21 protein-coding genes are annotated in these 25,983 nt (G+C 63.9%); 6 read left to right on the top strand and 15 right to left on the bottom strand.

From position 1 onward, the window contains the following. Positions 1-8 precede the first annotated feature (8 nt). The 8 genes from P7C00_RS16745 to P7C00_RS16710 are packed head-to-tail and all read right to left on the bottom strand — an operon-like array spanning position 9 to position 8,956. Positions 9-1,376: an O-antigen ligase family protein gene (locus P7C00_RS16745; RefSeq protein ID WP_404936895.1), complete on the bottom strand. Its 1,368-nt coding sequence runs from the start codon at positions 1,374-1,376 to the stop codon at positions 9-11. Continuing rightward, entirely contained in the window at positions 1,373-2,500 is a 1,128-nt protein-coding gene (locus P7C00_RS16740; RefSeq protein WP_404936894.1) for a glycosyltransferase family 4 protein, read from the bottom strand. Before P7C00_RS16740 ends, P7C00_RS16745 begins: the two co-directional genes overlap by 4 nt. After that, positions 2,485-4,077 (bottom strand): lipopolysaccharide biosynthesis protein, encoded by a 1,593-nt coding sequence (locus tag P7C00_RS16735; protein ID WP_346634408.1) that lies wholly within the window; start codon positions 4,075-4,077, stop codon positions 2,485-2,487. The genes P7C00_RS16740 and P7C00_RS16735 overlap by 16 nt, the downstream gene beginning before the upstream one ends. Positions 4,078-4,088: 11 nt before the next feature. Further along, positions 4,089-5,108 carry a polysaccharide biosynthesis/export family protein gene (locus P7C00_RS16730; protein ID WP_346634409.1) on the bottom strand — a complete coding sequence of 340 codons (1,020 nt, stop codon included), beginning with the start codon at positions 5,106-5,108 and terminating at the stop codon, positions 4,089-4,091. Positions 5,109-5,130: 22 nt separating this feature from the next. Next, positions 5,131-5,775: a CpsD/CapB family tyrosine-protein kinase gene (locus P7C00_RS16725; protein ID WP_346634429.1), complete on the bottom strand. Its 645-nt coding sequence runs from the start codon at positions 5,773-5,775 to the stop codon at positions 5,131-5,133. Between the two features lies 1 nt (position 5,776). Continuing rightward, entirely contained in the window at positions 5,777-6,529 is a 753-nt protein-coding gene (locus P7C00_RS16720; RefSeq protein ID WP_404940022.1) for a sugar transferase, read from the bottom strand. Positions 6,530-6,587: 58 nt separating this feature from the next. After that, complete coding sequence (locus tag P7C00_RS16715; protein ID WP_404936893.1) at positions 6,588-7,607, bottom strand: NAD-dependent epimerase; 1,020 nt, start codon at positions 7,605-7,607, stop codon at positions 6,588-6,590. Then, entirely contained in the window at positions 7,604-8,956 is a 1,353-nt protein-coding gene (locus tag P7C00_RS16710) for a UDP-glucose/GDP-mannose dehydrogenase family protein (protein ID WP_346634412.1), read from the bottom strand. Before P7C00_RS16710 ends, P7C00_RS16715 begins: the two co-directional genes overlap by 4 nt. A 646-nt stretch (positions 8,957-9,602) precedes the next feature. On the opposite strand from P7C00_RS16710, the gene P7C00_RS16705 reads away from it, so the two are divergent. After that, a complete protein-coding gene (locus tag P7C00_RS16705; protein ID WP_404936892.1) occupies positions 9,603-10,904 on the top strand; it encodes an OprD family porin in 1,302 nt (433 codons plus the stop codon). Positions 10,905-11,071: 167 nt separating this feature from the next. Here the strand turns inward: P7C00_RS16705 and P7C00_RS16700 are convergent, their stop codons facing one another. From P7C00_RS16700 to P7C00_RS16670, 7 genes are all read right to left on the bottom strand, one after another. After that, a complete protein-coding gene (locus P7C00_RS16700) occupies positions 11,072-12,007 on the bottom strand; it encodes a carbohydrate kinase (protein WP_404940020.1) in 936 nt (311 codons plus the stop codon). 13 nt (positions 12,008-12,020) lie between these two features. Then, on the bottom strand, positions 12,021-13,514 hold the full coding sequence (gene xylB, locus P7C00_RS16695) for a xylulokinase (RefSeq protein WP_404936891.1): 1,494 nt from the start codon (positions 13,512-13,514) through the stop codon (positions 12,021-12,023). Continuing rightward, positions 13,514-15,013: a mannitol dehydrogenase family protein gene (locus P7C00_RS16690; RefSeq protein WP_404936890.1), complete on the bottom strand. Its 1,500-nt coding sequence runs from the start codon at positions 15,011-15,013 to the stop codon at positions 13,514-13,516. The genes xylB and P7C00_RS16690 overlap by 1 nt, the downstream gene beginning before the upstream one ends. 17 nt (positions 15,014-15,030) lie before the next feature. Beyond that, entirely contained in the window at positions 15,031-16,134 is a 1,104-nt protein-coding gene (locus tag P7C00_RS16685; RefSeq protein ID WP_404936889.1) for an ABC transporter ATP-binding protein, read from the bottom strand. A 23-nt stretch (positions 16,135-16,157) separates the two neighbouring features. Next, positions 16,158-16,988, bottom strand: a complete 831-nt coding sequence (locus P7C00_RS16680) for a carbohydrate ABC transporter permease (protein ID WP_346634417.1) — start codon at positions 16,986-16,988, stop codon at positions 16,158-16,160. A gap of 10 nt (positions 16,989-16,998) precedes the next feature. Next, positions 16,999-17,925: a carbohydrate ABC transporter permease gene (locus P7C00_RS16675; protein WP_404936888.1), complete on the bottom strand. Its 927-nt coding sequence runs from the start codon at positions 17,923-17,925 to the stop codon at positions 16,999-17,001. A 156-nt stretch (positions 17,926-18,081) separates the two neighbouring features. Then, a complete protein-coding gene (locus tag P7C00_RS16670; protein ID WP_404940018.1) occupies positions 18,082-19,353 on the bottom strand; it encodes an ABC transporter substrate-binding protein in 1,272 nt (423 codons plus the stop codon). A gap of 389 nt (positions 19,354-19,742) precedes the next feature. Here P7C00_RS16670 and P7C00_RS16665 point away from each other — a divergent pair, with 389 nt between their 5' ends. The 5 genes from P7C00_RS16665 (at position 19,743) to P7C00_RS16645 (ending at position 25,973) form a co-directional block, all read left to right on the top strand. Beyond that, entirely contained in the window at positions 19,743-20,765 is a 1,023-nt protein-coding gene (locus P7C00_RS16665) for an AraC family transcriptional regulator (RefSeq protein WP_346634419.1), read from the top strand. 424 nt (positions 20,766-21,189) lie between these two features. Next, a complete protein-coding gene (locus P7C00_RS16660) occupies positions 21,190-22,854 on the top strand; it encodes an AMP-binding protein (RefSeq protein WP_404936887.1) in 1,665 nt (554 codons plus the stop codon). 14 nt (positions 22,855-22,868) lie between these two features. Then, positions 22,869-23,630: an SDR family NAD(P)-dependent oxidoreductase gene (locus P7C00_RS16655; RefSeq protein ID WP_346634421.1), complete on the top strand. Its 762-nt coding sequence runs from the start codon at positions 22,869-22,871 to the stop codon at positions 23,628-23,630. 12 nt (positions 23,631-23,642) lie between these two features. Further along, entirely contained in the window at positions 23,643-24,833 is a 1,191-nt protein-coding gene (locus tag P7C00_RS16650; protein ID WP_404936886.1) for an acetyl-CoA C-acyltransferase, read from the top strand. A 12-nt stretch (positions 24,834-24,845) separates the two neighbouring features. Continuing rightward, positions 24,846-25,973: an acyl-CoA dehydrogenase gene (locus P7C00_RS16645; protein WP_346634423.1), complete on the top strand. Its 1,128-nt coding sequence runs from the start codon at positions 24,846-24,848 to the stop codon at positions 25,971-25,973. Positions 25,974-25,983 lie beyond the last annotated feature (10 nt).

Raw genomic sequence — 25,983 nt, 5'->3', positions numbered from 1 at the left:
ATTTGCATTTATGGGGCGGGCGCTGGCGCTGGCGCGGCTTCGGCCTCGAGCCGCAGCACGCTGGACAGGGCCAGGAAGATCCACAGGTACTTGTGGTTCGGCGCGCTGAGAAACAGCAGGAACACCGCCATGGCCAACAGGCTCAGGCCCAGGTGGGTGGCGATATCCGCCTGTTCTCGAGCGCCCCGGGCGAGGAACGCCTGGCGTGCCCGCTCGAAGTTGCGCAGGCCCATGAGCATCAGCACCACGAAGCTCAGGCCGCCGGGAATGCCCAGTTCGCTGAACAGCTCCAGGTAGGTGTTGTGGGCCCGGCGGAACAGGTCGGGCTCGTTCATGTTTTCCGAGAAGCTGCTGGCGAAGCCGGTCTGCGCGTAGTGGATCGGGAAGGTGCCCAGGCCCGAGCCCAGCAGTGGGTTCTCGCGGATCATCTGGCCGCCCACCACCAGGTAGGAGGTACGTCGGCCCAGGGAGGTGTCCGCCGAATGCGCGCCGGACTTGAGCATGCTCAGGGACTGAATCCGCGCCACGTAGTCCGCCGGCAGCACGGCGATGCCCAGGGGCACGACGATCGCCACGGCGAACATGGCGAACCCCAGGTGCTTGGGCCGCAGGCCCTTGAGCCGGTCGCGGTAGTGCCAGGCGCCGATGACCAGGGTGAACAGCACCACCAACAGACCGGAGCGCGAGTCGGTCTTGGTCATCCCGGCCATCAGGGTCAGACTGATGCCGACCCAGAACAGCCGCACTGGCCAGTAGGGCGAGCGCAGGGCGAGGAGGATCGCCGGCGGTACCGCCATGGCGATCAGCAGGGCGAAGTAGTTGGCGTCCTGCAGCAGGCCGATGGCCCGGCCGCCTACCTGGTACTTGGCGGAGATCAGCGCGATCACACAGGTGATGGCCACGCTGACCGCCAACAGGCGGCAGAGCATCAGCAGGTTGGTTTCCCGGGCGATCAGCAAGGTGACGAAGAACAGCACCAGGCCCACCGCCAGTTCCCGCAGGCTGTCCAGGGACACCATCAGGTTCTCGCTGTACATCAGGCTCAGCAGCAGGCACAGCAGGAATGGTCCCAGGGCCCGCCACAGGTTGCTGCGCAGGCGGGTGTCGGGGATCTGCCGCAACAGCAGCTTGAACAGCATGATCAGGATCAGAGAGGCCCCCAGCAGCTTGGCCCCGGAGAACGCGCTGTCCTTGAACAGGCCCTCGAAAGGCACCAGGGCGCAGATGCCCAGCAGGCCCCAGCTCGGGCGGCGATAGAGCAGGGCCAGGCCCACCAGCCCGACCACCACCAGCGGCGCCAGAAACGGCCAGGGGCTGGCAAGTAGCAGCAGGCTGGCAAGACCCAGGAAGAGGCCGAGAAAAGGGGCGGCGATCATACCGGGATGCTCTCCCTGGCCAGGCGATACAGCTCATCCCAGCTTCGGGCCAGGGTGGGCAGGTGATAGTGCTTGCGCTGGGTGACGCGGGCGGCTTGGGCCAGTTCCTCGGCCAGTGCCGGGTCATCCAGCAATTGGCCGATGCGCCGCTCCAGATCGACGCTGTCCAGGGGCTTGGCCAGCAAGCCGTTCTGCCGGTGTTGCAGGACATCGGGAATGCCCCCCACGGCAAAAGCCACCACCGGGGTGCCGGCCTGCATGGCTTCGAGCAGGATCATCGGCGTGCCTTCGGTGCGCGAACTGAGCACCAGTACATTGAGGCGCTTGAGCCAGGGCTGCATGTCTTGCTGGTAACCGGGCAACAGAATGCGCAGCGACAGCCCGGCGGCGTCGATGCGTTGGCGCAGGGCCTGGTTCTGTTCGCCGTCACCGAGCAACACCGCCTTGAGCGCAGGGCGCTGCCGGCACAGGCTGATCAGTGCGTCGAGAAACAGGTCCGGGCCCTTTTCCGCACTCAGGCGTCCGACGAAGCCCACCAGTGGCGCCATTTCGTCGCGGCGCACTTCGGCCTCCCGCAGCGGAGGCCCATCCTGATTGACCGGCAGCACCAGCCTGGGCTCCGGCAGGCCGTTGGGAATGACCCGCAGCTTGTCTTCGGCCACGCCGGCTTGCAGGTGCAACTGGGCAATGCTCTGGGCCACACAGGCCACCCGGCGCACCTGAGGGCTGCGGCACAGGCGCAGGCTGATCCAGGTGTAGAGCTTCTGTTTCAGGCTGCGCGGCGTGAAGCCGTGCTGGGTCACCACCAGGGGCAGTTGCAGACGCCGGGCACAGACCCAGGCAAACACCTGGGCCTTGAAGTTGTGGGCGTTGAGCAGGCCGGGCTGCTGCCGCAGATGGGCCAGCAGCGCCTTCAGGCAGTGGCAGTTGTGGCTCGGCACGCCGGCCTCGATGAACCGCTGCAACAAGGCTTGCGGGGCGTTGATGAACACCACCCGGTGCTGCCCCGGAGTGATCCGGCAATGATCCAGCAGCATGCGTTCGGCGCCATAGAAGCCGCCGCTGTGGATCAGGTGCACGATAGGCCGCGCGGCCAGGCTCAGGTCGTTCACTGTTTGGCCCAATACCAGGCCCAGCGCCAGGTCCAGCGTGGATAGGGGTTGACCTGCTGCTCTTCAACCGCGTTGAGCACCATCAGCACTGGCAGGCCGAGGTGATCGCTGACCTGGGCCGGGTGCTTGAAGCGGTGATCGAAGAACTCGTAGACATACCCCAGGGCAATCGCCAAAAGCAGGCCGGTGAGCAGGCCCAGGGGAATGATCAGCATCGGCTTGGGAAAGGCCGCTTCGCTGGGTTCGTAAGGCTGGCTGAGCACCCGGGCGTTGGACAGCTCGCCACTGATCAGGCGCTCGCCGCGGCTCTCTTCGTAACGCTGGGTGTAGGTGAAGAAGGCTTTGTGCAAGGCATCGATCTCGGTGTCCAGCTGGCGCAGCTTGCTCAGCACTTCCTGCAGGTCGCGAACCCGGGCCTTGTAGTCGTTGATCCGCGCGGTTTTCTGCGCGATCACCGACTGGGTGATCTGCAGGTCGCTGCTGCGCTCGCGAACACGGTTTTCCACCACCTTGAGGAACTGCGCCCGGGCCCGCACGATCTGCTCGCGCTGCTGCTGCATGGGCACGCTGTCGGAGCGATAGGTGTCGGCGGTGGTGCCGTACTGGCTGACCAGATTGGTCAGTTGCTCGCCCAGTTGCTTGATCTCGCGGTCTTCGTAAGCAACGTTGTCCACGGTGTTGGCGAAGGCGAAGGGGAAGGTGTAGTCGGTGATGCCGGCCTTGCGTGCGGCGCTCAGGTTCTTCTGCAGGTAATCCAGGCGACGCTGGTTCTCCAGGGCCTGGTCGCGGTAGCCGTTGAGGGACTGTTCCTCGGTGTTGATGGCATTGAGACGGAAGGTGATCTCTTCCTTGGGGTCGGAGGCATGAGCGGCTTCCAGCAGGGCCTGACGCTTGCCTTCCAGGTCATCCAGGCGCGACTGGTACTGGGCCTTCTTCTGTTCGTAGAAGGCTTCGGGCAGTTCGTTGGATTGCAGGTCCTGGCGGCTCTTCAGGTAGTTGGCCAGCAGGCGCTCGACGAAGCGCGTGCCTTCGGCGGCATTGGGGCTGGCGTAGACGATGGAGATCACGTTGGAGCCGGGCAGGGTGCCGATCTTCAGGTCCTTGACCGCCTGGTCGGTGAAGGCATCCAGGCTGGTGTCGCGCACCGGGTCCACGGCCAGGCCGAAGAAGCCGCGCACCGGGTTGATCACATGGTTGCGCAGCGGATCGATCAGGCCGTTGCGGATCGGCTTGACGATCAGCCTGGTCAGCAGGCCTTCGCTGCCACCGAACTGGCCTTCGCGGCGCAGCTGGTCGATGGTGTCGCGGATCAGAGTCGGCGAGCGCAGGATATTGCTCTCGGTCTCCATGTCCGCCAGGGATGGCGGGATGAACTTGTCGCTGTCCGGGGTGAGCACGGTATTGGCGTCGGTCTGGGACAGTTTCTTGGACTGCACAATGACTTCGGCGGTGATCTCGAAGCTCTGCTTGAGCACCAGCGGCAGCAACAGCGCAATCAGGGCGAAACCCAGGAACACCCGCTTGATCAGGCGTCGATTGACAAAGAACACGAGCAGGAACTCGTGCAGGTAGTTTTCGATCTTGGTCATCAAGAGGGAACTCAGTTGTTGTTCGTTTCTTTGTTGTCGACGCGGTAGCCGAAGCTGAACCCGACACCCTGGAACATGATCACGTCCGCCAGCTGCTTGCTCAGGGCGCCGGCCTTGGCCAGGCGGGTCTTGGGCACGTAGAGCATGTCGTCCGGTTGCAGGTAGGCGAACTGCAGGGCCTTGCCATCCAGCGCTGCATCGGCGTCATAGACCCGGGCTTCGACCTGATTGCCCTTGCGCCGCATGATCACCACCGAGTCCAGGCGCGCGGTGGGGCCAGCGCCCTTGGCCAGGGTCAGGGCTTCGAGCACCGAGATCGGCCGGCGGATCGGGTAGGCCCCGGGCTGGCCGACTTCGCCCATGACGAACACTTCGTTGGCGGCGGTGGTCTTGAGCAGCACATCGACGCTCACCTGTCCCACTTCCTTGGCATAGCGCTGGTTGATCAGGGTCTGCAGCTCGCTCAGGCTCTTGCCCTGCAAGGACAGGCTGCCCAACAGCGGGAAGCTGGCGCGGCCATCGGAACCCACCACGATCTCCCGGCTCAGGCCGGTGGCCGGGTTGGTCAGGCTGGTGCGCAGGTTGTCCAGCTGGGCCATGGCATGGGAGATCGAGAAGGTGATCTGCGGCTTCTTCAGGACCTTGGCGTACTGGGTTTCCAGGGCCTGGCGCGCCTGTTCGGCGGACAGCCCGGCGACCTGGATGTTGCCCACGTAGGGCATGTCGATGCTGCCGTCGGGCAGGACCAGCTTGCTGCCCCCCAGTTCCGGGGCGGTGAGGAAGCTCACGTCCACCTGATCGCCGGGCTGTACGAGGTAGCGTTGCTGGCTGGTGGTGCCGATATGGAAGATCACGTCCAGCACGTCCTGCGGGCGCAGCACCTGTTCGATGGGCATGACTTCGGTGAGCTGGGCCTGATCGGCCGGGGCACTGAGGATCTGCACCGGCATCTGCTGCGGCTCACGGTTGACGCAGCCGCCGAGGGCCGCCAGCAACGACAGGCCCAGCAGGGAAAGTCTTGGCTTGTTCATGGTTACACGGTCCTTGTGCCGGTCAGAGACGGTCATAAACCCACTTGGGCATGTAGTACTTGCGGGCGTTGAACACGCTGCCGATCAGCTTCGCCTCGGCCTGGATCAAGCGCTGCGCCGCAGCCTGGGCCACTTCCCAGCGGGTTTCCTCGCTGCGCACCACCAGCACCACACCGTCCACCTGGGTGCTCAGGGTGAGGATGTCGCCGCTGCTGTACACCGGGTCGCCGTCGATGATCACGAAGCGATAGTCCGAGGCCAGTTCCTGCAACAGTTCCTGCAGCAGTTCCGGGGTCAGGCGCTCGGCGTATTGCTGGCGACGGCCCAGGGGCAGCAAATCGAAGCCCAGTTCATCGCTACTTTCGATGCACGCCGCCAGGAGCGGCGGGGTTTCGGCCAGGGCCAGATCGAGAAAGCCCGGACGCTCGCCAAGGTTCAGGCGCCGGGTCAGGCTGTTGTCCGAAAGGCTGGTGTCCACCAGCAGTACCCGGCCGCGGCTGGTGCGGGCCAGTTCACTGGCCATGCTCAAGCTGCTGCTGGTGATGCCGCTGTTGCGGTTGGCCGCCGTCAGCAGGATCACCCGCAGTTCTTTGTCGAGCACGGTCACCGCCAGGTTGCTTTCGCTGGGACGCTGGATCTTCAGACTGGCAAAGGTTGCTGCCGCCATTTCAACTTGCTCCATGGCCATTGAGGACCTTGAAAGGGGTTTTGATCAGGATCTTCAGGTCGAGCCAGGGGCTCTGCTGGAAGATGTAGGTCATGTCGAGGGTGACCCGACCGTCGAAGTCCACGTCGCTGCGTCCGGACACTTGCCACAGGCCGGTGATCCCGGGGTAGATGCTCAGGCGGCCGAGGTGGTGTTCCTTGTAGGTCTGGGCGTGGAACGAGGTGGGGCGCGGGCCGACGATGCGCATCTGGCCGAGCACCACGTTGATCAGGTTCGGCAACTCGTCGAGGCTGGTGCGCCGCAGGAAGCCACCGATGCCGGTGATCCGCGGGTCGCGATCGATCTTGAAATCCACCGAATCCGGGCCGTGCTTGTTCAGGTGGCGCACCGAGTCCTTCAAGGCTTCGGCGTTGACCACCATGGTGCGGAACTTGTACATGCCGAAGCGCCGACCACGAAAACCGGTGCGCAGCTGCACGAAGAACACCGGCCCGGGGCTGGTGAGCTTGATCAACAATGCGATCGTCAACAGCACCGGCGACAGCAGCACCAGCAGCGTGGCCGCCAGCAGCGCCGAGGTCAGGCGCTTGCTGCGCGACAGGGTCCAGGGCCGCCCGCCGTCGCGGCCACTGATCCAGCCGTGCTGTTGCAGCTCGATGGCGGCCTGGACCTTGCGCCGGAACGGATCGTTGCGCCGGTCGATGCGAGCAGGCGCCGGCACCTCGATTGCAGGCGATGAGAAGGGTCTTTCCATATCCACCGGGAATACTTCCATTGCAAATGGTTGGGTAAAAACGCCCAGGGGCGTGGGCTCAGGGCGCGCCGCCCGGGTAGTAGCTCAGGTACCACTGGACGAAATGCTTCAGGCCTTCCTCCAGGGTCACCTGGGGGCCGAAACCGGTGAGGTTTTCCAGGGCGCTGACGTCGGCGCAGGTGTTGAGCACGTCACCGGGCTGCAGAGGCAGGTACTCCACCTGGGCCTGGCGCCCGAGGAGTTTTTCCAGGGTCGCCACGTACTCCTTGAGTTCCACCGGGCGCTGGCCGCCGATATTGAACAGACGCCAGGGCGCCATGCTGGTGGACGGGTCCGGTTGCTCGCGGTCCCACAGCGGGTCGCGTACCGGCGGCTTGCCCAGCAGGCGCACCAGCGACTCGACGATGTCGTCGACATAGGTGAAGTCGCGCTGGTGCAGGCCGTAGTTGAACAGCTTCAACGGCCGGCCCTGGCTGATGGCATCGGCGAACAGGATCGGCGACATGTCCGGCCGGCCCCAGGGACCGTAGACGGTGAAGAAGCGCAGGCCGGTGGCCGGCACCCCGAACAGGTGGCTGTAACTGTGGGCCATCAGTTCGTTGGCTTTCTTGCTCGCCGCATACAGCGACAGCGGGTGGTCGACGTTGTCGCTGACCTTGTACGGCGTTTGCTGGTTGGCCCCGTACACCGAGCTGGAAGAGGCGTAGATCAGGTGCTCCACCGGGTAGCGTCGGCACATTTCCAGCAGGTTGAGGAAGCCTGAGAGGTTGCTGTCCAGGTAGGCCTTGGGATTTTCCAGGGAGTAGCGCACCCCGGCCTGGGCGGCGAGGTTGATCACCACCTGGGGCCGGATCTCGGCGAACAGCCGCTCCAGGCCCTCGCTGTCCGCCAGGTCCAGGCGTTGCAGGGGGAAGTGCCCCGCTTGCTGTTCGACCCAGCGCACCCGGTCGCGTTTGAGCTGGGGGTCGTAGTAGTCGTTGAAATTATCCAGTCCGGTGACCTGATGCCCATCCTTGAGCAAACGCAGTGCGGTATGGGCGCCGATGAAGCCGGCGGCCCCGGTGATCAGGATATTCATGCGCGCAACGCCTCCGGGACGCGGTAGGGCAGGCCGATGCTCAGGTAATGCAGGCCGGCGTCCGCTGCCTGTTGCGGGTTGTACAGGTTGCGGCCGTCGACGATCAGGCGATCGCTGAGGGTGTCGTGCAGCAGCTTGAAGTCCACCACGCGAAAGGCTTTCCACTCGGTGCAGATCACCAGGGCGTCAGCGCCTTGCAGGGTGTCGTCGCGGGTCGCGCACAGCTGCAGGTCGTCGCGGTAGCCGTACAGCCGTCGGCATTCGGTCATGGCTTCCGGGTCGTAGGCATGGACCTTGGCTCCGGCCTGCCACAGCGCTTCCATCAGGTAGCGGCTGGTGGCTTCGCGCATGTCATCGGTGTTGGGTTTGAAGGCCAGCCCCCACAACGCAATGACCTTGCCCTTGAGGTTGTCCCCCAAGTGCGCCTTGAGCTTGCGAAACAGCACATGGCGCTGCTGTTCGTTGACGTCGCGCACGGTCTTGAGCATATGCGGCTCCAGCCCGTGGCTTTCTGCGGTGTGGATCAGCGCCCGCAGGTCCTTGGGGAAGCACGAGCCGCCGAAACCGGCCCCGGGGTAGATGAAGTGGTAGCCGATGCGCGGATCGGCGCCGATGCCCTTGCGCACCGCGTTGATGTCCACCCCCAGGCGTTCCGCCAGGTTGGCCATCTCGTTCATGAAGCTGATACGGGTGGCGAGCATCGCGTTGGCGGCGTACTTGACCAGCTCGGCGCTGCGGTTATCCATGAACATCAGGCGGTCATGGTTGTGGTTGAACGGTGCATACAGCTCGCTCAACTGCTGGCGCGGCCGCTCGTGGGAGCAGCCGACGACGATCCGGTCCGGACGCATGCAGTCGGCCACCGCCGAGCCCTCCTTGAGGAACTCCGGGTTGGAGGCCACGTGCACTCGCAGCTGGGATTTGCCCAGGTCCGCCAGTTGTTCGGCGACAGTCTCGATCACCAGGTCGGCCGTACCCACCGGCACGGTGGACTTGATCACCAGGGTCTTGTCGCTGTGCATCAGACAGGCAATGTTGCGGGCCACCGCCAGGACATGGTCCAGGTCCGCCGAGCCGTCTTCGTTGGAGGGAGTGCCGACCGCGATGAAAATCACCTGGCCGTGGCCCACTGCATCGCTGGCCTGGGTGGTGAAATGCAGTCGGCCGGCCTTTTGATTCTCTTCGATCAGGGTCGCCAGACCCGGCTCGTGAATCGGAGGAATGGAACGTTGCAGCTGGGCAATCTTATGGCTGTCGATATCGACACAGACCACGTTGTGCCCGACATCGGCGAGGGCAACTGCTTGCACCAGACCGACATAGCCAGTACCAAAAACGCTGACTTCCAAGGGAACGACCTCGTCCATGATGAGTGTTGGGTGAGAGAGTTACTCACCTTCTTTAAAAGGCGTATGGCACATGGCCGCTATCACGCTCTTTTTTTGACACTACCATAGGTGCGAGACGTTTAATTGACGTTTTGCGGTGTTACATAAATGACACAGGTGCTTTCATTGATTTTTATATTGGTAAAAACATCAATAAAAACAATATCTTAGGATTGCTCATGATGGTCATCATGGAAAGCGTCAAATACTTGATCAGGTGTTCAGAAAAAATAATAAAACCGACGAACGGTAGATAAAAATCACAAAAAGATGATGCTTTTTCGCCACTATCGACTACGGCACTGTCCTCGTCAGGTGGCTTTCTGATCATGGCGTCAGGTTTTTTGACAGGTTTTTTCGTGGCAAAAATTAGCGAAATTGATAGGTTTTTTCCTGATTATGCCTGCTTTGTGGCGTAGAGGAATGGCTGCCGGCGCTGCGACCGAGGAGTCAGACTAAAGTCGAGTTGGGGTGGGTGGGGCCATCTGCCATCATTGGCGGTCTTCATTGATTCAATCAATTCAACTTGTGATCGCTGATTCGCAGGATGGATTTCACCTGGGTCTTTCTTTACCTCGCGTCACTGATTTTCTGCTGGAGCCCGTTCATGCGTCCCCCTTTTCCTTTACTCAATCCGTGCCCACTCCTGGGCCTCGGAGCGGTCGTCCTGTGCGCAGGATTTGCCCCGCTGGCCCAGGCCGACGGCTTTTTCGAGGACAGCAGCGCCAAGCTGGAGTCACGCACGGTCTACTTCAATCGGGATTTTCGCGACGGTCACACCAGCACTGACCAGGGCGCTTCCAAGCGTGAAGAGTCGGCCCAGGGTTTCATCCTCAACCTGCAATCGGGGTACACCGAAGGCACCGTGGGTTTTGGCCTGGATGCCTTGGGCATGCTGGGCATCAAGCTGGATTCCAGCCCGGACCGCAGCAACAGTGGTCTCTTGCCTTCCAGCGGACATGACCCACGGGGTTCTGCGGATCAGTACGCCAAGCTGGGCTTGACCGCCAAGGTGCGGATGTCCCAGACCGTGTTCAAATACGGGGCGCAACTGCCGGACCTGCCGTTGCTCAAGTACAACGACGGGCGCCTGCTGCCGACGATGTTCAACGGTGCCGTGCTCACCTCCAAGGAGGTCAAGGGCCTGACCCTGACGGCCGCGCGCCTGAACCAGTACACCGCCCGGGATTCCACCGATGCCCAGGACATTCGCGTGCATTGCAAGAACAAGCGCTATGCCTGCAACACCACGGCGGACCACTTCGACACCTATGGCGTGGACTACAAGTTCAATGAGCGCCTGACCGGCCAGTATCACTACGCCGAACTGGAAGACATCTACCGCCAGCATTTTGTCGGCCTGTTGGCCAACCAGCCGCTGGGCCCCGGCGTATTGAAGGGCGACCTGCGCCTGCTCAAGAGTGCCGACAGTGGCGCCGAGCGCGCCGGCAGCATCGACAACCGTGCCTTGAGCACCCTGCTTGGCTACAGCCTGGGCGGCCATGTGTTCAGTGCCGGCTGGCAGCGTATGTATGGCGACAACTCGATGCCTTACCTCGATGGCAGCAACCCGTACCTGGTGAACTACGTCCAGGTCAACGACTTCGCCGCGATCCAGGAACGTTCCTGGCAACTGCGCTACGACTACGACTTCAAGGCGCTCGGCCTCAATGGCTTGAGCTTCCTGACCCGTTACGTCAGCGGTGACCACATCAAGGTGCCGGGCAGCCTGCGTGAAGGTCGTGAGTGGGAGCGCGACAGCGAGCTCAAGTACGTGGTGCAGAGCGGCACCTTCAAGGACGTGAGCCTGCGCCTGCGCAACGCCACTTACCGCAGCAACTACCAGAAGATTGCCCGTGACATGGACGATACCCGCCTGATCGTCAGCTACAACTTCTCGCTGCTCTGACCAAGGCCCAGGAAAAGCACCACGGTGGCACTGAATGTTGCAGGCGCTGGCTTGCCAGCGAAGGCGTCGCCCGAATCGGCGCAAGGCTGACGGGCGTCTTCGCCGGCAAGCCGGCTCCTACGGATTGTGGTGAGCTGTAGGAGCTGGCTTGCCAGCGAAGGCGGCGCCTAGAGTTGATGGCGGTAGGGCAGGTCGGGACCGGTCTTGCTGCAGGTGAGGGCCGCGGCGCGCACGGCAAAGCGCAATTGGGCGTCGATCTGTTCGCGGCTCAGCCGTTCCAGGCCTTGCGGTGAATCCAGCCCGTGCTCGGTGAGCCAGGCGATCAACGCCGCCTGGAAGGTGTCACCGGCGCCCACGGTGTCGGCCACCTGCACCTGGGGCGAGGCCACCGACCAGCTGCCATGCCGTGCACTGAATACTGTGGCGCCCTGGCTGCCACGGGTCAGGAACACCAACTGCGCATGCTCTTGCAGCCAGCCCTGGATCAGTTCCTCGGGCGCCTGCCCGGGATACAACTGGGCCAGGTCTTCGTCGCTGACCTTGATCAGGTCGGCATGCTGCACCAGTTCACCGATACGTTGACGCCACAGCTGGATATCCGGCTGCGGGTTGAGGCGCACATTGGGATCGAGACTGATCAGGCGCCGCCCCCGCTCGCGGCGCACCAGGGTCAGCAGGGTGTCGGCAATCGGTTGCACCACCAGGGAAAACGAGCCGATATGCAAGCCGCGCACGCTCGGGTCCAGCTCCGGCAAGTGCTCCTGCAGAAGCTGGCGATCGGCACAGCCTTCGCCACGGAAGCTGTAGTGGGGCGAGCCGTCGGCGCCGACCGCCACCATGGCCAGGGTGGTGGGGGCGTCGAACTCGTGCAGGTATCGGGTGTTCACCCCTTCGTCCTGCAGCACCCGTCGCAGGCGCTGGCCCAGGTAATCCCGGGACAGCCCGGCCAGCAGCGCCACGTCAATGCCCAGGCGGCGCAGGCCCAGCGCTACGTTGAAGGGTGAGCCCCCGGCAATGGCCTGGAACTGCACTTTATTGGCTTGGGTACTTGCGTCATCGACGCTGAAAAAATCGAACAGTGCTTCGCCACACACCAGATACATAGTCATTCGCTCTTCAAAGGGTTGCCAGATGCTGTTGATAGCGTTCATACGCGGTCTCGTAGGCCTTCACCTGTTCGGCCCGGGGCCAGGTCTGGCTGTCGAGGTCGAGGCTCACGCAGCGTTCACAGAGTTGCGCCAGGCTAAAGGCCGGGTCCGTTTGCCGTCCATGGCACCAGGCGGCCTGGATCGCCGCACCCAGGGCGGCGGCTTCGGCTTCGCGGGTGCAGATCACCGGGGTGTGCATGATATCGGCGACCATCTGCCGCCACAGCGGACTTTTTGAGCCGCCGCCGATCAGGCGGATGCTCTGGCTTTGCAAACCATTGGCCCGCAGCAGGTCGAGGCCGTAGCGCAGGCCGAAGGTGGTGCCCTCCAGCACCGCGCGGCACAGGTTGGCCTGGGTCAGGTTGTCCAGGGTCATGCCCTGCAGGCTGCCACGGGCGTGGGGCAGGGCGGGGACCCGCTCGCCATTGAAGAACGGCAGCAGGCACAAGCCCTCGGCGCCGATCGGCGCCTGGCCCGCCAAGCGGTTGAAGCTGTCCAGGTCCAGGTCCAGCAGTTGCCGCACCAGGGTGGTGGCGTTGGTCAGGTTCATGGTGCAGACCAGCGGCAGCCAGCCACCGCTGGAAGAGCAGAAGGACGCCACCGACCCATGGCTGACCAGCGGCTGCTCGGCATAGGCATACAGGGTGCCGGAAGAACCCAGGCTCATGGTGATGATGCCGGGCTCGATAGTGCCGGTGCCGATAGCCCCGAGCATGTTGTCGCCACCGCCGCTGGCCACCAGGGCCTGGGGGTTGATGCCCAGGAGCCCGGCTATCTGCGGCAGTATCCGACCCACCGGCTGCTGGGCCTGGATCAGTTCCGGCAAGGCACGTTCCAGGCGTCCGTCGGGGTCGATATGGGCCAGCAGGGCCCGGTCCCAGTCACGGCTGCGGACATTGAAGTAACCGGTGCCGGAGGCGTCGCCGTATTCGCTGCAGCAGCGCCCGGTCAGCCAGAAGTTGAGGTAATCGTGGGGCAGCAGGATATGGGCGATGCGCTGGAACACGGCGGGGTGCTGCTCCCGGGTCCACAACAGCTTCGACAGGGTGTAACCCGGCGCCAGGGCGATACCCAGGCGCTCCAGGGAGCCTTGCTCGCCCCCCAGGTGATCCAGCAGGCGCTGGTTCTCGGCCACGGTTTCGGTGTCGCACCAGAGCTTTGCCGGGCGTAGCACCTGGCCCTGATCATCCAGCAGCACCAGGCCGTGCTGCTGGCCGGAGACCGCGAGGCCAAGAATGTCCCGGCCATCGACTCCGGCCGCTTGCAACGCCTGGTGGGTGGCACTGATGCAGGCTTGCAGCCATTGTCCGGTGTCCTGCTCGCGACGGCCGTTGGCGCCGCTGATCAGGCTGTGGGGCGCGGCGCCCAGGCCCAGGACGGCGCCGCTCTGGCTGTCGAGGATCAGGGCCTTGGTGCCTTGGGTGCCACAATCGATACCCAGGTACAGCGCGGCGGTGCTCATCATGCGCTCCGTGATGGACGCGCCGGCTTCACCAGCAGGCGTTCCAGGGTCTGGCTGACGCCGTACTCGCGCAGACTGTTGAAGCAGCGCTCAAAGGCTTCGACGAACTCGGCGGACCTGGGAATTGCTGGGCCGAAGATTTCCTCCACCCCCAGCAGGCGCTGGGTCAGCAGGGTATCGTCCGCCACCAGGGCCTGGCAGAACTCGGCCCGTGGATCGGGAATCCTGTAGCTCACGCCGTTTTCGTCCACGCCCCGCAGGTACAGGGCCCAGGCGGCGACCACCAGGGCCGCGCGTTCGGTATCGCGGCCATCGGCGATCAGGCGGTTGAGGGTCGGCACGGTGAACTTGGGAAACTTCGACGACCCGTCGCTGCACACCCGCTCCAACTGGTCGGCGATGGCCTGATTGGAAAAGCGCTGGACCAGCGTGTCCTTGTAGGCCGCCAGGTCAATGCCCGGCACCGGCGCCAGTTGCGGGGTCACGTCCAGGTCCATGTAGGCGCGCATGTAGGCGACGAACAGCGGATCGTTCATGGTTTCGTAGACGAAGCGGTAACCCTTGAGAAAGCCCAGGTAGGTCAGGGCCAGGTGGCTGCCGTTGAGCAGCTTGATCTTCATCTCTTCGTAGGGCGTGACGTCGTCGGTGAACTGCACGCCCACCTGTTCCCAAGCCGGGCGGCCGTTGACGAACTTGTCTTCCAGGACCCACTGCACAAAGGGCTCGCACACCACCGGCCAGGCGTCGTCGATGCCGTGCTGGTCGTGCAGTTGCAGACGGTGAGCGGTGCTGGTCATGGGGGTGATGCGGTCGACCATGGCATTGGGAAAGCTCACCTGGGTGGCGATCCAGTCGTGCAGGTCGGCGTCGCGCCGGGCGGCAAAGGCCAGCAGCGCCTTGCGGGTCACGGCGCCGTTGTGGGGCAGGTTATCGCAGGACATCAGGGTGAAGGCCGCAATGCCCGCGGCGCGACGCTTGGCCAGGGCGGCACAGAGGAAGCCGAACACGGTGCGTGGCTGCTGGGGATAGGCCAGGTCGTGCTGGATCTGCGGCAGGTGGATCATGAACTCGCCGCTGCTGTCATCGATGCAGTAACCACCCTCGGTGATGGTCAGGGAGACGATGCGGATCTGTGGGCTGGCCAGCTTGTCGATCAGCGCTTGGGGGCCGTCTTCGGCCAGCAGCATCTGGCTGATGGAACCGATCACCCGCACTTCATGGTCGTCACCGTCCCCCAGTTCGAACAGGGTGTAGAGGCAGTCCTGGCCCGCCAGGTCGTCCCGGGCGCGGCGGTCTTCGGGACGCAGGCCGACCCCGCAGATACTCCAGTCCAGGCCCCAGCCCTGGTTCATCAGGGCGTCGGTGTAGTAGGCCTGGTGCGCCCGGTGAAAACCGCCGACGCCGATGTGCACGATGCCCTGGCGGGTGTCGGCGGCACTGTAGGCAGGCACCTGCACCTGGGACGGGAGCTGGTTGAGGTTGAAGCGATTGAGTTTCATGCATGGGCTCTCGGTAATCAGGCGGCGGCGCGCAGGGAACGGGGAACAGCGACGCCTTGGGCATCGAACAGGTGGCAGTGCTCCGGGTCCAGGCGCAGGTGCAACTGCTCGCCGTAGCGGCTGGCCAGATCGCCGCGGATGCGCAGGGTCAGTGCCTCGCCGGAGGCGCTGAGCACATGGCAGAAGGTGTCGCTACCCAGGCGCTCGGCAACATCGGCGGTGACGTGCAGGCTGCCGGGGCCGGGCTCGCCCAGTTCCAGGTGTTCGGGACGGATGCCCAGGGTCACCAGGCTGCCGACCTGGAGCTGCGGATGGCTTTGGCTCAGGCGCAGGCGTGCCCCGGCCTGCAGTTGCACCTCGCAACCCTGACCGTCCACCTGGCTGACGCTGCCCTTGAGAAAGCCCATCTTCGGCGTGCCGAGAAAGCCTGCGACAAACAGGTTGGCGGGGTGGTGATAGAGCTCCAGGGGCGAACCCACCTGTTCCACCCGACCGCCGTTGAGCACCACTACCTTGTCCGCCAGGGTCATGGCTTCGACCTGATCGTGGGTCACGTAGATCATGGTGGCCTGCAGCTCCTTGTGCAGGCGTGCCAGCTCCAGGCGCATCTGCACCCGCAGTGCGGCGTCGAGATTGGACAGGGGTTCGTCGAACAGGAAAATCTTCGGGTTGCGCACAATGGCCCGGCCGATGGCCACGCGCTGGCGCTGGCCGCCGGAGAGTTGCTTGGGCTTGCGTTCGAGCATCGGACCCAGTTCGAGAATGCGCGCCGCTTCATCGACCTTCTTCTGCACCTGGGCCTTGTCGACCCCGGCCAGGTCCAGGGCGAAGGACATGTTCTTGCGCACGCTCATGTGCGGGTACAGGGCGTAGGTCTGGAACACCATGGCCAGGTCGCGCTTGGCCGGGCTGACTTCGGTGATGTCGCGCCCGTCCAGTTCGATGCTGCCGCCGCTGACTTCCTCCAGGCCGGCAATCAGCCGCAACAGGGTGGACTTGCCGCAGCCCGAGGGGCCGACGAACACCACGAATTCCTTGTCGTTCACCTCAAGGTCGATGCCCTTGATGATGGAAAAGCCTTCGAAGCCTTTTTGCAGATTGTTGATTTTCAGATGGGCCATGACGGGCCTCCACTTTGAATGGGTTATTTCACTGCGCCGAAGGACAGGCCGCGCACCAGTTGCTTCTGGCTGATCCAGCCGAAGATCAGGATCGGCGCGCAGGCCAGGGTCGAAACCGCCGAGAGCTTGGCCCAGAACAGCCCTTCGGGACTGGAGTAGGACGCGATCAGCGCGGTCAGCGGGGCGGCATTGGAGGAGGTCAGGTTGAGCGACCAGAAGGCTTCGTTCCAGCACAGGATCAGTGACAGCAGCGCGGTGGAGGCCAGGCCGCCCTTGGCAATGGGCATAAGCACCCGCAGCATCTCCTGGGCCAGGGTGGCGCCGTCCAGGCGAGCGGCTTCGAGGATGTCCCGGGGGATGTCCTTGAAGTAGGTGTAAACCATCCACACCACGATCGGCAGGTTGATCAGGGTGTAGATCAGGATCAGCGCGATGCGGGTATCCAGCAGGCCGAAACTCTTGGCCAGGAGGTAGATGGGCATGAGCACCCCCACCGGTGGCAGCATCTTGGTGGAGAGCATCCACAGCAGGGTGCGCTTGGTGTTGCGGGTCTCGTAGAAGGCCATGGAGTAGGCCGCCGGCACCGCGATCAGTAGGCACAGAGCCGTGGCGCTGAAGGAGATCACCACCGAATTCCAGGCGAAGGACAGGTAATTGCTGCGTTCGTTGATGTGCAGGTAGTTCTCAAGCGTTGGCGTGAAGATGAACTGCGGCGGTGTGGCGAAGGCATCGATCTCGCTCTTGAAGCTGGTCAGCACCATCCAGAAGATCGGGAAGAAGATCAGGATCGCGATGGCCCAGGCCAGGGTGCCCAGTAGCAGGCTTTGCAGGCGTCGGGATTGTTGCAGGGTCATGGCGGGCACCTCAGCTCTGGTCAGTCAGGTTCTTGCCGATCATCCGTACCAGGATGATCGCGGCGATATTGGCGATGACCACGGCGATCAGGCCGCCGGCGGAAGCCATGCCCACGTCGAACTGCACCAGCGCCTGGTTGTAGATCAGGTACGCCAGGTTGGTCGAGGCGTAGCCCGGGCCGCCGTTGGTGGTGGTGAAGATTTCGGCGAAGACCGAGAGCAGGAAGATGGTTTCGATCATCACCACTACGGCGATGGGGCGCGCCAGGTGCGGCAGGGTCAGGTGCCAGAAGATTGCGATGGGGCCGGCACCGTCCAGGCGCGCGGCCTCTTTCTGTTCCTGGTCCAGAGACTGCATGGCGGTCATCAGAATCAGGATGGCGAACGGCAGCCACTGCCAGGAGACAATGATGATGATCGACAGCAGCGGGTAGTGGGCCAGCCAGTCCACCGGCTGGGCGCCGAACAGTTTCCACAGCGCTGCCAGAATCCCCGAGACCGGGTGCAAGATCAGGTTCTTCCAGATCAGTGCGCCCACCGTGGGCATGATGAAGAACGGCGAGATCAGCAGTACCCGGACAATGCCCCGGCCGAGGAACTCGCTGGCCTCCAGCAGGGCGCTGATCAGCACCCCGAGTACCACGCTGATCAGCAGCACGCTGCCCACCAGCAACAGGGTGTTGGTGGCTCCGGGCACAAAGCCCGAATCGCTGAGGAAGTAGCTGAAGTTCTCCAGGCCCACGAACTGGTTTTCGCCGGGGTACAGCAGGTTGTAGCGGATCAGCGAAAAATACAGGGTCATGCCCAGGGGCACGACCATCCACAGCAGCAACAGCGCCACCGAGGGGCTGACCAGGAACCAGCCGGGGTTGGCCAGGCGACGCTTGCGGGGGGCCGCCTGCGCTTGCAGATGGAGCTTGGCAGTCGAGGTATTCATGGTGATCACAACCCGTTGGGTACAAGAGTGCGCGACAGCGCGCTGGCGTTGCCGGCGGACGGTAGGAGCTGGCTCGCCAGCGAAGGCGTGCTCAAGGGCCACGCAAGGTTCACAGGCCCCTTCGCCGGCAAGCCGGCTCCTACAGGAAGCGCCGGGTTATTTGGGGTAGCCGGCGCGCTTCACTTCCCGCTCGGTGGTCTGCTGCGCCGCTGCCAGGGCCTGGTCCACCGTGGTCTGGCCGATCAGCGCCGCGGAAAACAGCTTGCCGACCTGGGTGCCAATGGCCTGGAACTCGGGAATGGTCACCAACTGGATGCCGATGTAGGGCACCGGCTTGAGGGTCGGCTTGCTCGGGTCCACCGCCTTCAGCGATTCCAGGGTGATTCGGGCGAACGGCGCGGCGCTCATGTAGGCCTGGCTGTAGGTGGAGGCGCGGGTGCCCGGTGGCACGTTGGCGATGCCGTCCTTCTCGGCCACCAGGGCTGCGTATTCCTTGGAGGTGGCCCAGGTGGTGAAGGTCTTCGCGGCGTCCTTGGCCTTGGAACTGGCGGGGATCGCCAGGGACCAGGAATACAGCCAGGCGCTGCCCTTGTCGGTGACCTGATGCGGCGCGTAGGTAAAGCCCACGTGCTCGGCGACCTTGCTCTGGCTCTTGTCGGTGACAAAGGAGCCGGCCACGCTGGCGTCGACCCAGATCGCGCACTTGCCGCTATTGAACAGCGCCAGGTTTTCATTGAAACCGTTGCTCGAGGCCCCGGGCGGGCCGGACTTCTTCATGTTGTCGACATAGAAGCTCAGGGCGTTCTTCCATTCAGGCCCGGCGAACTCGGGCTGCCATTGTTCATCGAACCAGCGTGCGCCGTAGCTGTTGGCCAGGGTGGTGATCAGGGCCATGTTCTCGCCCCAGCCGGCCTTGCCCCGCAGGCACAGGCCGTACTGTTCCTGTTCGGGCTTGTTGAGCTTGGCGGCGAATTCGCCGATCTGCTCCCAGGTCGGCCGCTCCGGCATGCTCAGTCCGGCCTCCTTGAACAGGTCGGTACGGTAGTAGGTCATGGAACTTTCGGCATAGAACGGCAGGGCGTAGAGGGTGCCCTTGACCGACAGCCCTTCACGGACCGAAGGGAAGACATCGTCCAGGTCATAGGCCGCGGGCAGGTCCTGCATCGGTTGCAGCCAGCCCTTGGCGCCCCAGAGCGCGGCTTCGTACATGCCGATGGTGAGTACGTCGAACTGACCGCCCTGGGTGGCGATGTCGGTGGTCAGGCGCTGGCGCAGGACGTTTTCTTCCAGCACCACCCAGTTCAGCTTGATCTCCGGGTGCTGGCTCTCGAAGGTTTTCGACAGCCGTTGCATGCGGATCATGTCACTGTTGTTGACGGTGGCGATGGTCAGGGTCTGGGCGCCGAAGGTGATGCTGCTGAGGGTCATGCAGGTGCTGAGGAGCAGGGCTTGGGTGCAAGTTTTCATCGGTCACTCCACTTCTGCGCCAGTGCTGGCGACAGAAGGACGGTTATTGTTGTTATGTCTTCCGCCAGAGAGGAAGAATGTGGGCTGATTACAGCCCTCAAACGCGGCGCTGACAAATCGTCCATGACACTTGAATTGATACTATTTTGCACTGACGTGAGGCGGCGCTCAGGCATCGGATGCTGGTTTGCGGGGCCTGTCTCGGGTTGAACCCGCTATGGAGTCCGTGAATCCGTATCGGTTTCAAGCTGATCCGGAAGGCGACACTTAGCCCAAAGCCCACTGGCTTTTTCCCGATCACTGCCTAAGATGGCCGTCCTAACCCCAGATCCAGGAAAGCCTTGGTCCCGATGTCCGAAAAAGACACCATCTCCATGCAATTGGTGCGTGAGGCGCTGCTGCAAAGCTGCGCTCCAGGCGCGGCCACCGATGAAGTGCTGCTCAAGGTCGGCATCGACCCGGCGGGCTTGCAGCAGGGCAGGGCACGGGTCCCGGCCAGTGCCTATGCGCGGCTCTGGCGCCTGCTGGCCCGGCGTCTGGACGATGAGTTCTTCGGCATGGACCCGCGCAAGCTGAAATCCGGCAGCCTGGCCTTCCTCTGTCGCTCGGCCATGGCCCAGCCGACCCTGGCCACGGGGCTGGACTCGGTGCTGGGCTTTCTGTCGCTGATGTTCGAGCGCCTGCCGGCGCAACTGGTGCACCAGCAGAGCCTGGCGGAAATCGTCCTGCTGGAGGATGAACACGAGCCGCAGCGGGCCTTTACCTACTTCACTTACTGGATGATCGTCCACGGTGTGGCCTGTTGGCTGGCGGGCCGGCGGATTCCGATCCTGGCCATCGAACTGCGTTGCCCCCAGCCGGATTTCTGCGACGACTACCGGGTGATGTTCTCCGACAACCTGCGCTTTGACCGGCCACGCACGCGGATGATCATCGCCGCCGACTGCCTGGACCTGCCCATCAAGCGCAGCGAGGCGGAGCTCAAGCGCTTTCTGGCCCATGCCCCGGCCAATATCCTGGTGAAATACCGCGATCCCGAAAGCCTGGCCAGCCGCATCAAGCAGCAACTGCGGCAACTGCCGGGGGAACAGTGGCCGGAAAGTGAAAGCCTGGCCCAGAGTCTGTGCATGTCCGCCTCGACCCTGCGCCGGCGCCTGGCGGAAGAGGGCCAGAGCTACCAGGCCCTCAAGGACAGCGTGCGCAAGGAACTGGCGATTGTCTGGCTGGCGGAGCCGCAACTGAGTTTCGCCGAAATAGCCGGGCGCCTGGGGTTTGCCGATACCAGCTCGTTCTACAAGGCGTTTCGCAAATGGTCCGGTTCCAACCCCGGACACTACCGTAGCCTGATCCTCAACGACCCGGACCTCTCGTAGGAACCGGCTTGCCGACAAAGGGGCCGCGCGCCCTGCGCCGCCCCGGCCGACGCCTTCGCTGGCAAGCCAGCTCCTACAGCAGTCAGATACACCGTGCAGCTCCCCGTAGGAGCCGGCTTGCCGGCGAAAGGGCCCTTGAGCCTTGCGCCGCCCCGGCCGACGCCTTCGCTGGCAAGCCAGCTCCTGCAGCAGTCAGATACACCGTGCAGCTCCCCGTAGGAGCCGGCTTGCCGGCGAAAGGGCCCGCAAGCCTCGCACCACCCCGCGCTGCCCCAGCAATCTCGCCGGGGCAGCGCGGGCGCTTGGCCAAACCGGTCACGCAACTTGATAGCTTTGACCATTGTTCCGCGAGGGCTCTGGCGCCAGTATTTCCCTGATTTTCATGAGGTTCCCATCCTAATAAGAACAGTGAGGGATTCTGGCAATGCGCAACTACTTGTCCGCTATCAAAGAGTTCAACTATCAGCACACCGTCGAGGCAGCCCTGGCGGGCTCGCTGTCGGCACTCAATGCCTGTGTCGAATGTTGTGACCGGCATGCATTGCCCGGTCGTATTGCGTTGTTCTGGGAAGGCCGGGACGGCAGCAGCGCTACCTACACCTTCACTGAACTGCAGGACCAGGCCGCACGCCTGGCCAACTTCCTCCTGGCCCAGGGGGTCGGCAAGGGCGACAAGGTCGCCGGACTGTTGCCGCGCAATGTCGAACTCTTGATCACGGTGCTTGCCACCTGGCGTATCGGCGCGGTGTACCAGCCGCTGTTCACCGCCTTTGGCCCCAAGGCCATCGAGCATCGCTTGAACAGTTCGGGGGCCAAGGTGGTGGTCACTGACGGGGTCAACCGAGCCAAGCTCTTGGAAGTCGCCGATTGCCCCACCGTCGTCACTGTGGGAGGCGCCAAGGGCCAGGGCATCGTGCGTGGCGACTTCAGTTTCTGGGCCGAGCTGGAGCAATACCCGGCCCAGTGCGAGCCGCTGCTGCTGAGCGGCGAAGACCCGTTCCTGCTGATGTTCACCTCGGGCACCACCGGCCCGTCGAAAGCCCTGGAAGTGCCGCTCAAGGCCATCGTCGCGTTCCAGAACTACACCCGCGACGCGGTGGACCTGCGACCTGAGGATGCGTTCTGGAACGTCGCCGACCCGGGCTGGGCCTACGGCATCTATTTTGGCGTCACCGGGCCCCTGGGCCTGGGCCATCCGATCACCTTCTATGACGGCCCCTTCACCCTGGAAAGTACCTGCCGGGTGATCAACAAGTACGGCATCACCAACCTCACTGGTTCACCTACGGCCTATCGCCTGTTGATTGCCGGTGGCGACCGGTTCGCCGCTTCGATCAAGGGGCGTCTGCGCATCGTCAGCAGCGCCGGCGAGCCGCTCAACCCGGAAGTGATTCGCTGGTTCGCCGAGCAACTGGACGTGGTGATCCATGACCACTACGGCCAGACCGAGCTGGGCATGGTGCTGTGCAACCACCATGGCCTGGAGCATCCGGTGCATGTGGGCGCCGCCGGTTTCGCCTCGCCGGGCCACCGCATTGTGGTGCTGGACGAAGAGTATCGGGAGCTGGGCGTGGGCCAGCCGGGGATTCTCGCCATCGACCGCAGCCAGTCGCCGATGTGCTGGTTCGCCGGTTACGCCGGGGTGCCGACCAAGGCCTTTGTCGGCGATTACTACCTCAGCGGCGACACCGTGGAGTTGAACCAGGACGGCAGCATCAGCTTTGTCGGCCGCAGCGACGATGTGATCACCACTTCCGGCTACCGGGTCGGCCCTTTCGATGTGGAAAGTGCCCTGATCGAGCACCCAGCGGTGGTAGAAGCGGCGGTGGTGGGCAAGCCCGACCCCGAGCGTACCGAGCTGGTGAAAGCCTTCGTGGTGCTCAGCGAGCAGTACCGCGCCACCCCGGAGTTGGCCGAGGAGTTGCGTCAGCACGTGCGTAAGCGCCTGGCGGCCCATTCCTACCCCCGTGAAATCGAATTTGTCAGCGACTTGCCGAAAACCCCCAGCGGCAAATTGCAGCGCTTTATCTTGCGCAACCAGGAAATCGCCAAGGCTCAAGAGGCCGCGGCGTCAACAGCTACCGCATGAACAGGATTTGAATGATGGACATTGCAAACCAGGTGTTTCTCGTCAGTGGCGGTGCGTCCGGCCTCGGTGCCGCCAGCGCCGAAATGCTCGTCGCCGCCGGCGCCAAAGTGATGCTGGTGGACCTCAACGCCGAGGCCGTGGCGGCCAAGGCCCAGCAACTGGGCTGCCAGAGCGTGGTGGCGGACATCAGCCAGGAAACGGCGGCCGAAGCGGCGGTGCAGGCCACGGTCAAGGCCTTTGGCGGCCTCAACGGGCTGATCAACTGCGCCGGCATCGTGCGTGGCGAGAAGGTCCTCGGCAAGAACGGCCCCCACGCCCTGGCCAGCTTCAGCCAGGTGATCAACGTCAACCTGATCGGCAGTTTCAACCTGTTGCGTCTGGCGGCGGCCGCCATCGCCGAAAGCACCGCCAATGCCGAAGGCGAGCGCGGGGTGATCATCAACACGGCCTCCATCGCGGCCTTCGACGGGCAGATCGGCCAGGCCGCCTATGCCGCCTCCAAGGGCGCCATCGCCAGCCTGACCTTGCCGGTGGCCCGTGAACTGGCACGTTTCGGCATCCGGGTGATGACCATTGCCCCGGGGATCTTCGAAACCCCAATGATGGCCGGCATGAGCGATGAAGTACGGGCCGGTCTGGCCGCTGGCGTGCCGTTTCCGCCACGCCTGGGCAAACCCGCCGAGTACGCCGCGCTGGTGCGGCATATCATTGAAAACAGCATGCTCAACGGCGAGGTGATCCGTCTCGACGGTGCCTTGCGCATGGCCGCCAAGTAAGGAGGATTCATCATGTCCATTGCCCACGATCCGATTGTCATTGTCAGCGCCGTCCGCACCCCCATGGGCGGTTTCCAGGGTGAACTCAAAGGCCTGAGCGCTCCGCAACTGGGGAGCGAGGCCATCCGCGCCGCGGTACAGCGGGCCGGCATTGCGGCTGACGCAGTAGAAGAAGTGCTGTTCGGCTGCGTGCTGTCTGCCGGCCTCGGCCAGGCCCCGGCGCGCCAGGCCGCCCTGGGCGCCGGCCTGGACAAGGGCACCCGTTGCACCACCCTGAACAAGATGTGTGGTTCCGGCATGGAGGCCACCATCCTCGCCCACGACATGCTGCTGGCCGGCAGTGCCGAGGTGGTGATCGCCGGCGGCATGGAAAGCATGTCCAACGCCCCATACCTGCTGGACCGTGCCCGCAGCGGCTACCGCATGGGCCACGGCAGGGTCCTCGACCACATGTTCCTCGATGGCCTGGAAGACGCCTACGACAAGGGCCGCCTGATGGGCACCTTTGCCGAGGACTGCGCCGAGGCCAACGGTTTCACCCGTCAGGCTCAGGATGAGTTTGCCGTGGCCTCCCTGACCCGCGCCCAGCAGGCGATCAAGGACGGTCTGTTCAAGGACGAGATCGTTCCCCTGCAAGTGATGATCGGCAAGGAATCGAAGCTGATCAGCGATGACGAGCAGCCGCCCAAGGCCAAGCTGGACAAGATCGCCACCCTGAAGCCGGCGTTCCGTGACGGTGGCACGGTCACTGCCGCCAACTCCAGTTCGATCTCCGACGGTGCTGCGGCCCTGGTGCTGATGCGTCGCTCCGAAGCCGAGAAACGCGGCCTCAAGCCCTTGGCGGTCATCCATGGTCACGCGGCCTTCGCCGACACTCCTGGGCTGTTCCCTGTGGCTCCAGTGGGCGCCATCGAGCGATTGATGAAAAAGACCGGCTGGTCCTTGCAGGACGTGGACCTGTTCGAGATCAACGAAGCCTTCGCCGTGGTCAGTCTGGTGACCATGAGCAAGCTGGAAATCCCCCACGCCAAGGTCAACGTGCATGGCGGCGCCTGCGCCCTGGGCCACCCGATCGGTGCTTCCGGTGCGCGGATCCTGGTGACCCTGCTGTCGGCCCTGCGCCAGAAAGGCCTCAAGCGTGGCGTGGCCGCGATCTGCATCGGCGGTGGTGAAGCCACGGCCATGGCCGTTGAATGCCTGTAACGAGGAATCCCGATGTTGCCCAATGACGAACAACTGCAGATCAGCGACGCGGCCCGGCAATTTGCCCAGGAACGCCTCAAGCCTTTCGCCGCCGAGTGGGATCGCGAGCACCGCTTTCCCAAGGAAGCCATCGCCGAGATGGCCGAGCTGGGATTCTTCGGCATGCTGGTGCCTGAACAGTGGGGCGGTTGCGACACCGGCTACCTGGCCTATGTCATGGCCCTGGAAGAAATCGCCGCCGGTGACGGCGCCTGCTCCACCATCATGAGCGTGCACAACTCGGTGGGCTGTGTGCCGATCCTCAAGTTCGGCAATGACGAGCAGAAAGAGCGTTTCCTCAAGCCCCTGGCCAGCGGCGCCATGCTCGGGGCCTTTGCCCTGACCGAGCCCCAGGCCGGCTCCGATGCCAGCAGCTTGAAGACCCGGGCCCGCCGCGACGGCGATCACTATGTCCTTAACGGCTGCAAGCAATTCATCACCTCCGGGCAGAACGCCGGGGTGGTGATCGTGTTCGCGGTCACCGATCCGGCGGCGGGCAAACGCGGTATCAGCGCCTTTATCGTGCCCACCGATTCGCCGGGCTATAAGGTCGCGCGCATCGAGGACAAGCTCGGTCAGCACGCCAGCGACACCTGCCAGATCCTTTTCGAGGACGTCAAGGTGCCAGTGGCCAACCGCCTGGGGGAGGAGGGCGAAGGCTACAAGATTGCCCTGGCCAACCTTGAAGGCGGGCGCGTGGGCATTGCCTCGCAGTCGGTGGGCATGGCCCGGGCGGCGTTCGAAGCGGCTCGCGATTACGCCCGTGAGCGCGAGACCTTCGGCAAGCCGATCATCGAGCACCAGGCAGTGGCGTTCCGTCTGGCGGACATGGCTACCCAAATCGCCGTGGCGCGGCAGATGGTGCATTACGCTGCGGCCCTGCGTGACAGTGGCAAGCCGGCCCTGGTGGAAGCCTCGATGGCCAAACTGTTCGCCTCGGAAATGGCCGAGAAGGTCTGTTCCGCGGCATTGCAAACCCTGGGCGGCTATGGCTATTTGAGCGACTTCCCGCTGGAGCGCATCTACCGCGACGTGCGCATCTGCCAGATCTACGAAGGCACCAGCGACATCCAGCGCATGGTCATTTCGCGCAATCTCTGACTTTTAGCAG

The organism is Pseudomonas sp. JDS08PS003 (assembly GCF_045013505.1).
In the GTDB taxonomy this organism is placed as follows: Bacteria; Pseudomonadota; Gammaproteobacteria; order Pseudomonadales; family Pseudomonadaceae; genus Aquipseudomonas; species Aquipseudomonas protegens_B.
The sequence above is the reverse complement of the archived record's forward strand: the minus strand, read 5'-3'. Positions and strand labels throughout refer to the sequence as shown.

Bases quoted from the DNA above. Each gene is read 5' to 3' on its own strand.
- P7C00_RS16745 (WP_404936895.1), bottom strand. From the start codon at position 1,376: ATGATCGCCGCCCCTTTTCTCGGCCTCTTCCTGGGTCTTGCCAGCCTG.
- P7C00_RS16735 (WP_346634408.1), bottom strand. From the start codon at position 4,077: ATGACCAAGATCGAAAACTACCTGCACGAGTTCCTGCTCGTGTTCTTT.
- P7C00_RS16730 (WP_346634409.1), bottom strand. From the start codon at position 5,108: ATGAACAAGCCAAGACTTTCCCTGCTGGGCCTGTCGTTGCTGGCGGCC.
- P7C00_RS16725 (WP_346634429.1), bottom strand. From the start codon at position 5,775: ATGGCGGCAGCAACCTTTGCCAGTCTGAAGATCCAGCGTCCCAGCGAA.
- P7C00_RS16720 (WP_404940022.1), bottom strand. From the start codon at position 6,529: ATGGAAAGACCCTTCTCATCGCCTGCAATCGAGGTGCCGGCGCCTGCT.
- P7C00_RS16715 (WP_404936893.1), bottom strand. From the start codon at position 7,607: ATGAATATCCTGATCACCGGGGCCGCCGGCTTCATCGGCGCCCATACC.
- P7C00_RS16705 (WP_404936892.1), top strand. From the start codon at position 9,603: ATGCGTCCCCCTTTTCCTTTACTCAATCCGTGCCCACTCCTGGGCCTC.
- P7C00_RS16700 (WP_404940020.1), bottom strand. From the start codon at position 12,007: ATGTATCTGGTGTGTGGCGAAGCACTGTTCGATTTTTTCAGCGTCGAT.
- xylB (WP_404936891.1), bottom strand. From the start codon at position 13,514: ATGAGCACCGCCGCGCTGTACCTGGGTATCGATTGTGGCACCCAAGGC.
- P7C00_RS16690 (WP_404936890.1), bottom strand. From the start codon at position 15,013: ATGAAACTCAATCGCTTCAACCTCAACCAGCTCCCGTCCCAGGTGCAG.
- P7C00_RS16685 (WP_404936889.1), bottom strand. From the start codon at position 16,134: ATGGCCCATCTGAAAATCAACAATCTGCAAAAAGGCTTCGAAGGCTTT.
- P7C00_RS16680 (WP_346634417.1), bottom strand. From the start codon at position 16,988: ATGACCCTGCAACAATCCCGACGCCTGCAAAGCCTGCTACTGGGCACC.
- P7C00_RS16675 (WP_404936888.1), bottom strand. From the start codon at position 17,925: ATGAATACCTCGACTGCCAAGCTCCATCTGCAAGCGCAGGCGGCCCCC.
- P7C00_RS16670 (WP_404940018.1), bottom strand. From the start codon at position 19,353: ATGACCCTCAGCAGCATCACCTTCGGCGCCCAGACCCTGACCATCGCC.
- P7C00_RS16665 (WP_346634419.1), top strand. From the start codon at position 19,743: ATGTCCGAAAAAGACACCATCTCCATGCAATTGGTGCGTGAGGCGCTG.
- P7C00_RS16660 (WP_404936887.1), top strand. From the start codon at position 21,190: ATGCGCAACTACTTGTCCGCTATCAAAGAGTTCAACTATCAGCACACC.
- P7C00_RS16655 (WP_346634421.1), top strand. From the start codon at position 22,869: ATGGACATTGCAAACCAGGTGTTTCTCGTCAGTGGCGGTGCGTCCGGC.
- P7C00_RS16650 (WP_404936886.1), top strand. From the start codon at position 23,643: ATGTCCATTGCCCACGATCCGATTGTCATTGTCAGCGCCGTCCGCACC.
- P7C00_RS16645 (WP_346634423.1), top strand. From the start codon at position 24,846: ATGTTGCCCAATGACGAACAACTGCAGATCAGCGACGCGGCCCGGCAA.